The 14,314-nt window shown below is 61.3% G+C and carries 11 protein-coding genes; 6 read left to right on the top strand and 5 right to left on the bottom strand.

Annotation, left to right across the window (positions count from 1 at the left end; translation table 11 throughout):
- The first annotated feature begins 125 nt into the window (after positions 1-125).
- Positions 126-944, top strand: a complete 819-nt coding sequence (locus OPC11_RS21585) for an FkbM family methyltransferase (RefSeq protein ID WP_264783369.1) — start codon at positions 126-128, stop codon at positions 942-944.
- A 20-nt stretch (positions 945-964) separates the two neighbouring features.
- Here OPC11_RS21585 and OPC11_RS21580 read toward each other — a convergent pair whose 3' ends face one another.
- Positions 965-2,416, bottom strand: coding sequence for a hypothetical protein (locus tag OPC11_RS21580; RefSeq protein WP_007981154.1), 1,452 nt, complete (start codon positions 2,414-2,416; stop codon positions 965-967).
- 273 nt (positions 2,417-2,689) lie between these two features.
- Between OPC11_RS21580 and OPC11_RS21575 the strand changes: the two genes are divergently transcribed.
- Positions 2,690-4,009 carry a polysaccharide deacetylase family protein gene (locus OPC11_RS21575; RefSeq protein ID WP_007981152.1) on the top strand — a complete coding sequence of 440 codons (1,320 nt, stop codon included), beginning with the start codon at positions 2,690-2,692 and terminating at the stop codon, positions 4,007-4,009.
- A gap of 449 nt (positions 4,010-4,458) precedes the next feature.
- Here the strand turns inward: OPC11_RS21575 and OPC11_RS21570 are convergent, their stop codons facing one another.
- The 4 genes from OPC11_RS21570 to OPC11_RS21555 form a co-directional block, all read right to left on the bottom strand.
- Complete coding sequence (locus tag OPC11_RS21570; protein ID WP_264783368.1) at positions 4,459-6,654, bottom strand: polysaccharide biosynthesis C-terminal domain-containing protein; 2,196 nt, start codon at positions 6,652-6,654, stop codon at positions 4,459-4,461.
- A 91-nt stretch (positions 6,655-6,745) separates the two neighbouring features.
- Complete coding sequence (locus OPC11_RS21565) at positions 6,746-7,651, bottom strand: hypothetical protein (protein ID WP_007981147.1); 906 nt, start codon at positions 7,649-7,651, stop codon at positions 6,746-6,748.
- 63 nt (positions 7,652-7,714) lie between these two features.
- Positions 7,715-9,292, bottom strand: coding sequence for a twin-arginine translocation signal domain-containing protein (locus tag OPC11_RS21560; RefSeq protein WP_081460921.1), 1,578 nt, complete (start codon positions 9,290-9,292; stop codon positions 7,715-7,717).
- 272 nt (positions 9,293-9,564) lie between these two features.
- Positions 9,565-10,815 (bottom strand): glycosyltransferase, encoded by a 1,251-nt coding sequence (locus OPC11_RS21555; protein ID WP_264783367.1) that lies wholly within the window; start codon positions 10,813-10,815, stop codon positions 9,565-9,567.
- Positions 10,816-11,034: 219 nt separating this feature from the next.
- Here OPC11_RS21555 and OPC11_RS21550 point away from each other — a divergent pair, with 219 nt between their 5' ends.
- The 4 genes from OPC11_RS21550 to OPC11_RS21535 are packed head-to-tail and all read left to right on the top strand — an operon-like array spanning position 11,035 to position 14,295.
- The gene (locus OPC11_RS21550) at positions 11,035-11,778 is read left to right on the top strand and encodes a DUF4129 domain-containing protein (protein WP_264783366.1); all 744 of its coding nucleotides are present in this window, start codon (positions 11,035-11,037) and stop codon (positions 11,776-11,778) included.
- Positions 11,775-12,356 (top strand): hypothetical protein, encoded by a 582-nt coding sequence (locus OPC11_RS21545; RefSeq protein ID WP_264783365.1) that lies wholly within the window; start codon positions 11,775-11,777, stop codon positions 12,354-12,356. The genes OPC11_RS21550 and OPC11_RS21545 overlap by 4 nt, the downstream gene beginning before the upstream one ends.
- The gene (locus OPC11_RS21540; RefSeq protein ID WP_264783364.1) at positions 12,353-13,600 is read left to right on the top strand and encodes a DUF58 domain-containing protein; all 1,248 of its coding nucleotides are present in this window, start codon (positions 12,353-12,355) and stop codon (positions 13,598-13,600) included. Before OPC11_RS21545 ends, OPC11_RS21540 begins: the two co-directional genes overlap by 4 nt.
- Entirely contained in the window at positions 13,597-14,295 is a 699-nt protein-coding gene (locus OPC11_RS21535) for a hypothetical protein (protein WP_264783363.1), read from the top strand. The genes OPC11_RS21540 and OPC11_RS21535 overlap by 4 nt, the downstream gene beginning before the upstream one ends.
- The last annotated feature ends 19 nt before the right edge of the window (positions 14,296-14,314 follow it).

Here is a 14,314-nt window from a genome sequence, read left to right as displayed (position 1 = left end):
GGTGCTCATCGAAACAGATACTCTTTGCGACCTTTGTTATGGGGCTGCTAAGTCGAGCCGTTCGCCTCCGTTCTCCCGCTTATCGATGATATATATTTATCAGTCGACCTCCGATTGTGCTTTGTATGCGTGATTTGGAGCGATGGGCCGCCCAAAGCCGCCTGTGGAATCTCTGTAAACAGGCGGGTATCGCGCCAGCAATTGCGACACTCTACTGGCACGCCAAACTGGCACTCCATCTCTGGTCCGTCCCCGTGACCGTCGGGGGATATACGGTCGAATTCGCCACCGACTCTCGGACCGAATATTCCCGCGTGACATCGCTCGTCGGCGAACAACCCGTCATCGAGTCGTTGCTGAACGATGTCCGCAAATCGGACGTGGTGTACGACATCGGCGCCAACATCGGGACACACACCTGTTTCGTCGGGAAACGGCTCGATAGCGGCGTGGTCGTCGCGTTCGAACCGATGCCGACGAATGCGATTCGACTTCGACACAACCTCTCCGCAAACGTTCCCGTCAGCCGATGGGATATCGCCGAGTTCGCCCTCTCGGACGAGGACGGTGCGGGCTCACTCGCCGTCGAGAGCCGAAACTACGGCGAGGGAAAACACGCCCTTTCGGTCGATGGCGAGCTCGAAATCGACGTGTTTCAAGGGAAAACGCTGGTCGAGACGGGACGGTACCCCGCACCGGATATCCTCAAAATAGACGTCGAAGGTGCCGAACTCCAAGTTCTCCGTGGATTCGACGATATCCTATCCGACGTTCGCGTCGTCTACGCGGAACTTCACCACGAGTTGAGCGAACAGTACGACACCTCGACAGCGGAAATCGAAGCGTATCTCCGCGAACACGGTTTCGACGTCGAACGCCTCAGCGAGCGCTCGGACGCGTACCATATCCGCGCGGTAAACTCCCGAGGGACCGAGCCGAAGTGAGAGCGGAGAGCGGGCGGTCGTTAGAACTCGTTGCCCCAGCCGTCGTATCCGTCGGCGCTGTTGTCCTCGATGCCGTTTTCGAGGTTGCACTTCTTGACGTAGACGTCCTCGGCCTCGGATTTGAGCAACAGGCCGACGTCGCCGCGCCGCGACCGAGCGGAGACGCCTTCTATCCACGTTCCCGTACCCTTGTCCGTTATCGGGCGGTCTTCCGAAACGTAATCTCCCTCGTAGATGAGGCAGTTGTCTCCGGTGTTCGTCAGGGCGCGTCGGCCCCAGCCACCGCCGTAATCGACGTTTACGCCGCGGAACTCACAGTCGTCACGGTAGTTCTGGATGGCGCTTCGGGTCCCCTCGGTGGGCGATTCGCCGCTGATCGTAACGTCTTCGAGGTAAACGGGTTCGTCGCCATCGCGGATCTTGATGACCGGGCCGCCGCCGGTCTCGTGTTCCACGTGCGTGCGCTTGATACGGGTCCGTCCGCCCGATCCTCGAATCGAGATTCCCGTACACGGGTCGTCGGTATGAACCGCGACGGTGCAGTTATCGACGTAGTTGTAGTTTGCACCTGCGGTAATCCAGATCGCCGGGCTGTCCGAGACGTTCGTCTGGAAATCGACGTTCTGCGCGACGAGGAGGCTCCCGTCTTCCATGCGGAGGCCGCGCTGGGAAATCCCGTGCGGGTTCTCCTTGTCCACGATGATCGTCGCGTCCTTGATGTAGCTGTCGTGCCCTCCGAGTCGTACGTTTGCGCCCGTGCTGTTCTGGAAGCGGCCCCCCTCGATCTGAATCGAGCCGGAACCGTGTGCGGCGTACAGGCCGTTGTCCGGGAAACTTCCGAGGATGCAATCGCGGAAAGTGAGCGTCCCTTTGTTGTGATTCGAGAGGATTCCGGTCGGACCGCGCCACAGCGAATCGCTCGGCGTGTTTCCTTCCCACGCGGCGCCGTCGGGCGCGTGGAACCGTTCGACGAGTCCTTCGCCGTCGGAATCGGTGATGACGAACCGCCCCGGTCCCCACGTCCCGCTGTCGTGTTGGCCGAGGATTTCGATGTCCCGAACGATGAGGCCGTCGTCGATGGCGGCCTCGATGACGCGGATGCCGGTGTCGTCCGCCGTCTGGTCCACGGTGAAGCCCTCGATTCGAAGGTCCGTTCCGGGGTCGTAGTCCACGCCCATTCGGAAGAGTCGGTAGTTTCCGTCGCCGTCGTCGTCGAAGTCGTGGTAGCTCGCGGGGACGAGTTCCGCGTCGTCCCCGGCCATCCCGAAGTTGTCGAAGCCGGTGAAACGGAACTGGTTGTCCATGTAATACCGTCCGGATGGGAAATAGAGGAGCGTATCGTCGTCCGCGTGTTCCTGAAGAACGGGTGTGATGGACTCGTTTCCGTCGTCGTCCGCCCCGACGTCTGTTATGTCAATGACCGTATCGTACTGGTCTTCGTAATCCGATTTGCTCGCAGAAGCAGACCCCATGACAGCGGTCGTCGCCGCGATTGCTCCGGTGAGCTTAAGATATGTTCTTCGACTCGTAATGCTTCGATTTTGCCTGTCTGACGCCATCAAAACACCCAAACAAATCCCTCATATTAATTATCTGGTGCCTAGTTCAGTTCCTCCGTGTTTTCCCGCTGTTGGAAACGTTGCAAACGGTGTTTCGCGCCCGGATTTCTCACATGCACAATCATTGACATTGCGCCCTTAAGCGCCATATAAGAAAATACCTATGTCTGTTTGGGTAGGGTAGCGATGAGACGACAGACACGACGCACGTTTCTGACGACCGTCGGCGCAGCCGGTACCGCTGGTCTCGCCGGTTGTTCCGGTGTTATCGGCAACGATAGCGATAACTCCTCCACGACGAGTAGCACTAACGGCAAGGGCAACGGAACGAACACCGGTGGCGGCGAGGAAACCACGACCGAGGGTGGTAACGACGCCCCCGCCGGTCCACAGACCTTCGAGGGCTTCGAAAAGCTCGGCCCGTGGAGCGCCGTCGACGGGCAGGGAAGCCTCAAGAAGAGCACGAAGGTGAAATACGAAGGGTCACAGTCCGCCCACATCGTCGGCAGCAAGCAGACCAAGCAGGGGATGATTCACCGCGTCAACTTCGGTGACAATCCCGCCGACTTCAGCGGCAAGAACCTCTCCCTCGCGTTCAAGTGCACGTCACACGACTTCGTGAAGATCGCCGTGCAGTTGTACGCGCCTGACCGCGGCCACATCGTCGAGATGAAACGGACGCTCTACGGGCCGAAGGGCAAGTGGGTTCGCGTCAACCTCGGCGTCACCAGCGAGATGGACCCGAAGAAGATCGACCTCTCGAAGGTTTACGAACTCCGCATCATCGGTCGTTCGACGGACCCCAACACCCAGAAACCCATCGAGTTCTACGTGGACGACCTGAAAACCGTCCCCGCCCCCGACAAGGGGATGGTGATGCTCACGTTCGACGACGGTCTCGAATCGCAGTACACGAAGGCGTACAAAACCATGAAAAAGTACGGCTTCTCCGGCGTCGACGCCATCATCTCGGATGCCGTCTTCGACGACGGGTTCCTCAACCGGACCCAGATGAACGAGATGGTAAACGACGGTTGGGACATGATCTGCCATCCCAACACGCAGGCGACGCCGATGGACAAGCGGCCGAAAAAAGAGCAGGAGAAGCTCATGAAGGAGTGCCAGCAGTGGCTCAAGAAGTACGGCTACGACGGTCACAAGTACATGGCCGTCCCGAAGAACGTCGTCGGGCCGAACACGTTCGACCTCGCGCAGAAGCACTTCGACCTGACGCTCTCGTTCGGCGCGTCGCCGAACGCGCTCCCGGCGATTCAGAAGAACACCATCATCTCGCGGATGTACGGTCAGGGTGACCTCAAGAACGTCAAACAGAAGATCGACCACGCCGCCAAGTACAAACAGCTCTCGCCGCTCCTGTTCCACAAGATCGGCGGGGAAAACGGCGTTCCCGAGAAGCGATTCGAGAACATCCTGAAGTACATCAAAAACAAGAACGTCGAAGTGGTCACCATCTCGGATCTGGAAGAGAAGGGAATGCTCATCTAAGCCCCTTCGACGCCTGTCATTCGCTTTCTCCGCCCGTCCCCGCACGGCTATCGTGCGTCTCTTTTAGCCGCGGGCCGGAATTTCCCCGCCCGCGTTTCGACCCGCTGAACCGACGGTCGTTCGCTTTTCATCTCGCCGTCGTCCGTGACGCATCCGTGAGACGCGTCTCTCCGTCGCTCGTCCGTTCCCGTTCCGTCCACGTCGCGCACATCGCCCGCGACGACCGCGCCGCTTGGACGCCCATGCTCCTCGCTCGGAGCTAAATGTCTGTCTCGCTCGCGTCTCTCGGCTCTCGAACCGATCGAGTACGGCGGTCAGGCTGTCTCGTTCAGTCCGAAAGCAAAAACAGCACCGTCGGTCCCCTTTCGCCCCCGTTCAGTGCTCATCCAGAACTACCGTTCCCGCGGTTCAGTCCGCGTTCTGGTTGAAGTCGTCGTTCGTATCGTCGCTCACAACCACGACGACGAATTCGTCGTCGTATTCGACGTGGAACCGCTACTCGTCGTCGATGACGTTGTGTCCGTCGGTGACGATGTGGTGCCCGCCGTCGACCCCGTGGTCGTCGTGGACGACTGTGACGTCGTACTCGCGCCACTCGTCGTTGTCGTGCTGGTGGTAGTCGTGGTTGTCGATGGCGGTGTCGTGGTTGTGGTCGTGGTCGTCGTTGTCGTGCTGATGGTAGTCGTGGTCGTCGGTGGTGTCGTGGTGGTGGTCGTACCGCTCGTAGTCGTGGTCGTGGGCGGCGATGTGGTCGTCGTCGTGGACGTCGGTGGATTCGTATCGGATGTCGTGGATGGTGGCGGATTCGTATCCGTTGTCGTCGTTGACGGCGACGTACTCGTCTTCTCCGTGGTGGATTTCGCTTGCGTCGTCGATTTCGTCGGCGTCGTACCGTGCGTCGTCTCGGCCACCGTCGTTCCCGCGACCGTTTGCGTGTTATTTATGGACGATCCTTGGTTCGCACCGCCGACTCCGCCGATTCCGCCGATTCCGGGGTCGAGGAACGCGTACCCGATCCCCGAGACGAACAGCAGAATGCCGGTGACGACCATCAGCTTCTGTATCGAGTCGGATGACATCGTGTTTTCTCTCACTTTGGTCTGTAGTGTTTCGGCCCGCGAGCCGAGCGGTTCGGGGAACGACGAGAGCGTATCGAAGACCTCTCCGAAACCGAGGGCTCCCGTCGCGAACGCGAAGAACGTGAAGACGCCCAGTCCGAGCGGTGGGACGAGGGCGAGGGCCAACGGGACGTGGAACCCCGCGATGAGGGGGCGAACGTCGAGTACTCGCGCGAGAACGAAGATGGGGGGTGCCGACAGTATCGTCGTCCCCAAAATCCGTCCCAGGCGGGCGTCCGATAGGGGGTCGAAGCCGACCTTTCGGGCGCTCCAGAGGTGGAAGACGAACATCGAACCGTAGCCGATACTCGTCGAAACGGCTGCTCCCTGCATCCCGTACCGTGGAATGAGCAGGAAATTCAGGACGAAGTTTATGCCCGCCGCCGTCCCCGTGGCGATAATCGGGTATTTCAGGTCGCCCTTCCCTTGCGAGATGGCGAGGATGGGTCGGGCGACCGCGAACCCGAGCGACCCCGGCAACAGCAAGAGCAGTGGCGTCACCGCGGGCAGGTACTTCGCACTGAAGTAGACCGGGACGGCGATGTTCGCGAGCGCCGCCAGACCCAGCCCCATCACGCCGGTCAGGAGGAACGTGTAGCGGGTCGTCCGCGCCGACAACTTCGAAATGCGTTCGGTCTTCCCGTTCGACCACAGTTCGGACGTGGAGTGGACGAACACCGTCTGGAGCGCCATCGGAATGAACCACAGGAACTCCGCGAGTTTTAGCGCCGCGCGGTAGTATCCGACCTGTTCGTTGCTCCCCGACATCAGCTGGAGCATCAGGATGTCGACGTGGTACAGCGACATGAGGAGCAGGATGAGCACGATGGACAGCGAGTTGAACGCGAGCATCCGGCGCCGCGGGAAGTCCTCCGGCGTCGACCGAAGGAAACTACGGAGCGACGTCCGCTTTATGATGAGCGCGAACCCGATGACCGCCACCATGGTCGCCGCGGCTATTTTCCCGGCTAACGCGCCGAGAACCGCGATTTCGAGCATTCCTCGGTTTCGCATGTAGTAGACCAGCGGCAGGGCGACGACGATGAACGTCACTCGCTGGACGACCTTCAGGGGTTCCGAGTATCGCTCCAAACCGAACCCCATCAGCGTCCGACGGGCGTACGCTTGGAACTGACTCGCTATCGTCATCACCGTGAGGAGGTAGAAGTACAACTCGTACTCCGGGCCGAAAATCCACGCGACGACCCCGGTCCACGTCGCAAGCGCGAGCAGTATCGCTCCCGCGACTGCGAGCACGAGCGCGAGTCGGAAGTAAAACCCGACGACGTACTCCTCCCAACAGTCCATCTCGTGCTCCTCGGCGATGAACTTCCGAACGCCGTCCGAGATGCCGGAGCTGACGAGTATCATGAACAGGGAGAACACCGACAGAACGGTAGTGTAGACGCCGATGCCGGTCGGTCCGAGTAACCGATACAGTATCGGCGTCGTCATGATACCGATGACGAGTGTGAGGACTTTCGTCCCGGCGACCGAAAGGACGCCGCTCAGAATGCTCCGTTGCACGTACGCCCCCTCGATGCAGTGCTCGTCATTCCAGTATCTATCATCACAGTGTTTCTAAAGGGACTTTATTATGAATCGGATAGAGACGGTTTTACGCGTATCCGAGGTCCTGTAATCGCTGCTCGACGTCGACCGACACGTCCTCCTCCATGTGTTCTCCCTCGTCACCCTCGGTGATGCTCCGCCGTGCACCGTTCTGGTGGACGAGCCACGGGACCGTCGTCAGTTGCGGGATGTAGATGCCGTTCGGGTGGCCGTACTCCGCCATCGGAATCGGCCGCGCGCGTTCGCCGAACGCTTCGCCGTGGTCCGCCGTCACGACGCTCTTGCCCTGGAGCGTCGAGAGCAGTTCCTCGACGTGGGGGAGCACCATCTCGACGTTCTCCTCGTAGGCCTTGTAGAGGACGCTGACCGGAACGTCCACTTCCCCGGCCATCACGCGGTTCCAGAAGTCGAGCGAGTCGAGGTCGAGGTGTTCTTTCCCCGTCGGTCCGATGAACGGATAGTGGGGTTGGATGAAATGGACGACCAATCGCTTGTCCGGGTACTGCTCGGCGGCGTCCTTCGCGACATCGACGACCGTTTCGGGGCGGACGGTTCGGAACTCGTCGTCCCAGCCCTCGTCCTGCCAGATGTTGATGACGTCGTGGAGTTGTACGTCTATCCGGTCGCGCTTCCGGTAGAGCTGGGGATTCGCGGTCACGTAGACGGTATCGCGGAGGTCGGCACCGTCGAAATACGTGGCGAGAAAGTCCGGCGTCGAACTCGATTTGGTTTGCCGTGACTGAAGCTCTCCGGGAAGCGTGTTGCACTTTTTGAAGGTATCGTAGCGGCAGGCGTCGAGAATAATGAGGTTGTCCCAGTCCTCGTCGAAAAATTCGACGGCGTCGGGACTCGGCTCTTTACGCTTATAGTAGTGCTTATTCAGCTCCCGAGTAACGAGATGTGGCTCCTTGATGCCACGTCGGACACGCCGAATCGTCTCCGTGATGTTCATGTATCGGAGCACAGGATTCGTGTCTATATTATTATCCGTCCCTTAAGCCCGCTCCCGGCCGAATCAGGCGCTAAAGTCGTTCCCCCAGCCGCTTACCTCGTTGCTATCGTCGCGGATTCCGTCCACGATGTGGCTCTTTTTGACGTACGTATCGCTCGCCGATTCGGTCAGTCGAAGTCCCGGAAGGTCGCGCTCCGAGTTCGCATAAACCCCTTCTATCCACGAGCTGACGCCGTGGTCGATGATGGGGTACTCCTTGGAACGGAACTCCCCTTTGTAGACCAAGTTGTCTTCCCCGGTGTTGACCAACGCTCGACGGCGGGACGAACCCAACTGCTTGACGTAGAGGTCCCGGAAGTTACACTCGTCCCGGTCGCATCGGACGGCCGCCCGCGCACTTTCGTCGCCGCCGTTTCCGACGAAACGGCTGTCCTCGACGTGTACCGGGTCCTCGCCGTCCTGAATCCAGAGCGAGAAGCCGCCGGACGCTTCGTGGGTGAACGTGGAGTTCTTGATACGCGATTGGCGCGTGTCGTCCTGCAATCGGAGCGCGTGACAGACGTCGTTCCCCGACGTTTTGACGTTTAGGCCGTCGACGTACAGCAATCCGACGTTCTTCGACTTGATGGCGTCGCCGTTCGGGTCCGTAACTTCGACGTCACAGTCGATAATCCGCATGTATCCCGCGTTCTCCGCGCGAATGGCGTGTTGGTTACCGTGGCCGCTGCTCTCGTTTACCGAGATGGTCGCGTTCTTAACGATGCTATCGCGCCCGCCGATTCGGATGCTCGCCGTTTGGCTGTTCTCGTAGTAGCCGCCGTCAACGATTATCTGACCCGACCCGTTGGCGGCGTAGAGACCGTTGTCCGGGAACCGACCCAATTCGCAGTCCTTGAACGTGATGCTCCCCTTGTTGTAGCGGTTGCAGATGATACCCGTCGGACCGCGCCACAGTTGGTCGGCCGGCGTATTTCCGCTCCACGCGCCGCCGTCCGCCGCGCTGAAGTTATCGACGAGTCCCTCGCCGCTGGAATCGGTGATGACGAACCGCCCCGGACCCCACGTCCCGCTGTCGTGCTGGCCGTTGATGGTAACGTCCCGGACGATGAGACCGTCGTCCATCGCGGTTTCGATGACGCGGACCCCGGTGTCGTCCGCCGTTTGGTCCACGGTGATGTTCTGGAATCGGAGGTCACGACCCGGGCTGTAGGCGATGCCGAGACGGAAGAGGCGGTAGTTCCAGTCGCCGCCGTCGTCGAAATCGTAGTAGTCGGCCGGAACGATGGTCGTGTCGTCCTCGCCGATGATGCCGAAGTTGTTGAAGCCGGTGAAGCGGAACTGTTCGTCCATGTAGTACCGGCCACCGGGAAGATACAGAAGCGTGTCATCGTCGGCGTACTCTCGAAGCAGCGGCGTGATGGAATCGCCCTCGTTCGGGTCCGCACCCGCGTCGTCGACCAAGTTGACGACCGTCCCGTAGTCGCTCGCGTACGGAATTTCGGCGCTCGCCGTCCCGGACATCGTTTGCGTCCCTATGGCACATACTCCCGCGGCGGTTACCCCTTTCAAGAACGTTCGGCGCGTCGCTCCGATGGATGATTTCGAATCGTTAGTGTCGTGTGTGTCGCTTTGATGAGTCATTCTGAATCCCAGAGTTTCCTGACAACCGTCGTGAGAGAGGAACACAACCCCGATTTACCGGATATCCGGTGCGTTGGCAGCCCTGACGGTCAACAATAATATCTACTAGTATCTTTCGGCCAAAGTCTGTGGCTTAGTAGTTCCATTCTTTAAGTAATCGACGTGTGACAACTCATGTCACGAATTGAGGGCGACAAAAGAACGGAAAGACCGCGGTTCGGCCACGGAACGATTCCGTATCCGAACGGAATAGTGCTCTAAAGTAAACAGTACTACAAATTCAACACGTCCGCGTGAAGGTGTGCGATATCCACGCAGACGCGTTCCCACGTGAACTGTTCGGCGTGCGCCTCGATTCCGTCGCGGTCCCAGTCCTTTCGGAGGGCGCGCACCACGGCGTCCGAAAGCGCGTCGTGGTCCTCCGGGCTATCGACGAGGAAACCGTGGTCCTCGGAGGTGACGACCTCTTCGCTCCCGCCGTTTATCGTGGAGACGACGGGCGACCCGCACGCCATGGCTTCCAACTGCACGAGGCCGAAGCTTTCGCTGTAACTCGGAAGCACGAACGCGTCACAGGCGCTCATCCAGTACCGGAGGTCGTCGTTCGAGACGTACCCCAGCAGCCGAACGTCGTTCTCCAATCCCAACTCCTCTATCTGCTCTTCGAGTTCCGAGCGCATTCCGCCGTGACCGCCGATGGCGCAAACGACGTCGCCCTCCCGTTCGATAATCTCGGGCATCACGTCGATGAGGTGGTGGAACCCCTTGCGTTCCTTGAGATGTCCCAGCGCGAAGAGCAGGTTCGTGTCGTCCGCGATGCCGAGTTTCTTCTTCGCATCAGCCTGTGGAACGCGCCGAAGGCGGTCCTGACTGAACCCGTTCGGGATGTAGAACACGTCGTCGTTGAACCGCCGAAGCGTGTCTTGGTCCTGCCGATTGACGCGAACGATGGCGTCGGCGGCGGCCCACGTTCGGTCGATTTTGTCGTTCGAGGATTCGAGTTGGTCCATGAACAGGTCGTGATTCTCGTGGACCGTGAGGACGAACGGAATCCCGAGGTCGCGCTGGAGGACGCGTGCGACGTATCCGGCGGTCCACGTCAGGTGGGCGTGAATCACGTCGAATTCGACGGGCACGTCGTCGAGGAGTTTCTTCACCTTTCGAGCGTGTTGGTCGCCGAGGAACCGACGGTGGAGGTCGAGCGGGAGATAGAGCAGCGGCGTGCTGATGACGGTAACGTTGTCCGGTTTGTCTTCTTCGTTTATCTTCGCGTCCTTGCTGAACGGCTTGGCGTAATCGACCGGCAGATAGCGGGAGATGTCGGCGAACCGGTTGTAGCGAACGAGGACGTACACCTCCGAGAAGTAGTCGGCGAGGACGTCGACCTGGCCCTTGACGAAGTGGTTGTAGCTGTGTGAGACGATGAGCAAGTTCTTGTCCGCCAGAGCATCCAAGTCGTGATTCCTGGGAACATCCCCGGAATCCGGCGGTTCGACGGCTTGCGCACGCGTGTCGCTCGACATACGTGGTGAAAGGCATCCGTCGATGTTTATTATCGGGTGACTAAGCGCGGAGGTGTTACTCCGAAAACACCGGGTTGCAACAGACCGGAACCATCCCTTGTCGGTCGTTCTGGTCCCCCTACTGAGTGTTTACGAGGTCTATAATTAACCCGCAAAGACGTGATACTCTATTCATGTTACCGGTGGAACTGGCTCATCGAGCGTGTGGAGGGGTTCGGTATGAATACGGATAGGCTCCTCGCGGCGGGTATCGCGCTGTGCTGTATCTTCGCTATCGGGACCTCCGCTTCGACGCTCGGTACATCGGTCCACACCAAACCCGACGACGTTATCGATATCAACTACAAGTCGCTTCCCATCAACCCGAACGACGCGGGCGAGTTGAAGCGGGAAGCGCAGTCGAAGGGGTCACCGGCGTCATCGCAGTCGAAAAAGCAGCAGGCGAACCGACAGGCGAGCCAACAGCAGCAAAAGCAATCCAACACGAACACGCAGAAACAGCAGTCGAAGTCGAAGGCCTCGTGGAAGCAGTTCGACTTCCTCGAAGACCTCCTCGCACTGCTCCGAAAGCTCATGCGCGTCCTCGTTTGGGTCGTTCCGGTCGCCGTGCTCGTCGGGGGTGTCGCGGTCGGCGTCCGGTTCCGCGACCACTTGTTCGACGATTCGGCGACAGAAACGACGTCCAGTAACGGCCCGGCGTCGCCACCAGCGCCGACGCCCGACCCGTCGAACGAAATCGAACGGGCGTGGTGGTCGATGGTCGAACGGTTCGGGGTGGACCGTCCGCACACTAAGACTCCGGGGGAGTGTGCGCGGGAGGCGATAGATGCCGGTGGCGACGAGGACGCCGTTCGAACGCTGACGCGGACGTTCGAGGAGGTCCGCTACGGTGGCGAACCGATCACCGACGACCGACTCGACCGAATCCGTCACGGTAGCGATAGACTCGGAGGTGAAACATGAAGGGTCGTCGCGTCACGCTCGGGCTCGCTGGCACCGTCGCGCTCGTCCTCGCGGTCGCTGGCGGGGCGAACGCGGTGCCGGTTCGCTCGCTCGTCACCGCGCTCGGCAACGACTACCTGCTCGTCGTCGCCATCGGCGGGGTCGGCCTCCTCGTGGCGATACCGGTCCTCACGTCGGGGAGGGACGGTAACCTCGTTCAAGCCGACATGCCCGCACCGGAGCGCCCCGTCACCGTTCCGCCCGCCGGACACGATTTCGACGAAACCGTCGGGTCGTGGCGCTATCGGCTTCCGGTCGTCGGTCGAAAGCGACGGCGTGTCGTCGAGGAACGCCTTCGAACGGCGGCGGTGGAAACGGTCATGCGCGCCGAGAACTGCTCTCGGAACGAGGCGAAACGCCTCGTCGAAACTGGGAAGTGGACCGACGACTCGATCGCCGCCGCGTATCTCAGCGGCTCTGACGTGTCCAATTCGAGCGCGGGCCGCCGCGTTTCGTCCCTGCTTACCGGCCGGACGTGGCACCAACACTGCGCCCACCGAACCGCTGCGGAAATCGCCGACAGGGGTGAAGAGCTGTGACCGAAACGCACCGATGGCGGGGCGTCATCGCGCTTTCGCTCGCCGCAGGCGCGGTCGGTCTGGCGGTCGATAGACCGTCGATGCTCCTGCTCGCCGTCGTCGGCGTCGTCTTTGCCGCCTATCCGCGTGTGGTTGCCGACCCGGAGCCGAAGCTCCGACTCGAACGGCGGCTGAGCAACAGCACGCCGCGACCCGGCGACGAAGTGACGGTCACGGTCACGGTGACGAACGAGGGCGGGTTCCTCCCCGACGTCCGAATCGTGGACGGCGTGCCCGCGCTGCTCTCCGTTTCCGGCGGGTCCCCGCGAAACGGTGCCGTCTTTTGGCCCGGCCGCTCGGTGCGTTTTTCCTACCGAATACAGGCCAAACACGGCAAACACCCGTTCGAACCCGCAACCGTCGTCGTCCGCGATTTGAGCGGCGCGCGGGAAGTCGAGACCACCGTGGCCGCGGATACGGAACTCGACTGCACCGCGACCGGAGCCGAGGGACCGCTCCGAGACAAAACGCTCGACCAAGTGGGCCGTATCGTCGCCCAGAAAGGCGGGAGCGGCATCGAATTCCACCGGACTCGGGAGTACCGTGCTGGCGACGCGATGCACCGCATCGACTGGAACCGCTACGCCCGAACCGGCTCCCTGACGACCGTCGAATACCGCGAGGAAAACGCCGCGACGGTCGTCGTCCTCGTCGATGCGCGGCGGGTCGCCTACCGAGCGACGACGGACGAACCTCACGCCGTCGCCTACAGCGTCTCCGCGGCCGAGCAGTTGCTCGCGTCGCTTCACCGCGACCGAAATCTCGTCGGCCTCGCGGCGTTCGGACGCGAACAGTGCTGGTTGGAACCCGGCGCGGGGCGGTCACACCGGGCCAACGCCCAGCGACTGCTGGCGACACACACGGCGTTCGCATCGCTCCCGCCGACGGAGGAGGCAGACCACGAGGAACAGGTCGAACAGCTTCGAACGCGCCTTCCCAGCGCGGCACAGGTGGTGTTGCTCTCGCCGCTCTCCGACCAAACCATCGTCGAGACGGCGCGCCGCCTCGACGCGTACGGCCACCGGATAAGCGTCATCAGTCCCGACGTCACCGCCGACGAGAGCGTCGGGCAGCGTCTCGCGGGCGTCGAACGCGAAAACCGCCTCAGTGAGCTCCGAAAGGCGGACATTCCGGTCGTCGAGTGGGACCCGGAGACGCCGCTCGCCGCGGCGTTACTGGACCGACCGAGGAGGGTTCGAGCATGAGCGCGGGGGCGACGAGAACGACGACCGCCACGCAACGGCCGACGCGCGTCGCGAGCGGACTCGCGGTCTGTATCGCACTGTTCGCGCTGTGGAAACTCGGCGCGTCGTCGCTGTCGCTCGCGTTGGAACTGCTCGGCGTGGCGGCGTTCGCCGCCGGTGTCGGTCTGTGGCGACGCGACTGGCTCGTCTCCGGTTCGGTGGTCGGATTCGTCGGTGTCGCCGGGTTCGCCGGGTCGCTCGGCGTCGCGTTCTCCGCGATTACCAAACTAAGCGGATACATTCGGCTAATTCCCGGGTTGATGGGCGTCATCGTTCTCGCGCTCGCGCTCGTCCCGGCGCGCGGAACGGGGTCCCGAGCACTCGTTAAGGTGGGTACCGCGCTCGTCTTCATCGGCGTGCTGGCATCCGGTATCTTCAACGCGGTCACGCTCGGGACGCTCCTGTTGGCCGGTGCCGCGACGGTCGTCGCGTGGGATGCTGGCGAGCACGCCATCAACGTCGGCGAACACCTCGGTCGCGGTCAGGACACGCACGAAATCGAACTCGTTCACGTCGCGGGAACCGGTGTGGTCGCACTCGTCGCCGTCGAGGCGGCGACGTTCTCGGGCGGCGTCGGCCCGTCGAGCCTCTCGCTGGCGTCTCTGGTGCTGTTGTTGGTTGCAATCGTCCTGCTCGCGGTGGCCCTCCACGATTAGCAAGTCGATAATAAAGCAC

The sequence above is a fragment of the Haladaptatus sp. T7 genome (assembly GCF_026008575.1).
Lineage (GTDB): Archaea > Halobacteriota > Halobacteria > Halobacteriales > Haladaptataceae > Haladaptatus > Haladaptatus paucihalophilus.
This window is presented reverse-complemented; position numbering and strand designations above follow the sequence as displayed.

What these genes read in the sequence shown, in the direction of transcription:
- OPC11_RS21565 (WP_007981147.1), bottom strand. Translation starts at nt 7,651, where the DNA reads ATGAACATCACGGAGACGATTCGGCGTGTCCGACGTGGCATCAAGGAG.
- OPC11_RS21585 (WP_264783369.1), top strand. Translation starts at nt 126, where the DNA reads ATGCGTGATTTGGAGCGATGGGCCGCCCAAAGCCGCCTGTGGAATCTC.
- OPC11_RS21560 (WP_081460921.1), bottom strand. Translation starts at nt 9,292, where the DNA reads ATGACTCATCAAAGCGACACACACGACACTAACGATTCGAAATCATCC.
- OPC11_RS21580 (WP_007981154.1), bottom strand. Translation starts at nt 2,416, where the DNA reads ATGGGGTCTGCTTCTGCGAGCAAATCGGATTACGAAGACCAGTACGAT.
- OPC11_RS21575 (WP_007981152.1), top strand. Translation starts at nt 2,690, where the DNA reads ATGAGACGACAGACACGACGCACGTTTCTGACGACCGTCGGCGCAGCC.
- OPC11_RS21545 (WP_264783365.1), top strand. Translation starts at nt 11,775, where the DNA reads ATGAAGGGTCGTCGCGTCACGCTCGGGCTCGCTGGCACCGTCGCGCTC.
- OPC11_RS21550 (WP_264783366.1), top strand. Translation starts at nt 11,035, where the DNA reads ATGAATACGGATAGGCTCCTCGCGGCGGGTATCGCGCTGTGCTGTATC.
- OPC11_RS21535 (WP_264783363.1), top strand. Translation starts at nt 13,597, where the DNA reads ATGAGCGCGGGGGCGACGAGAACGACGACCGCCACGCAACGGCCGACG.
- OPC11_RS21555 (WP_264783367.1), bottom strand. Translation starts at nt 10,815, where the DNA reads ATGTCGAGCGACACGCGTGCGCAAGCCGTCGAACCGCCGGATTCCGGG.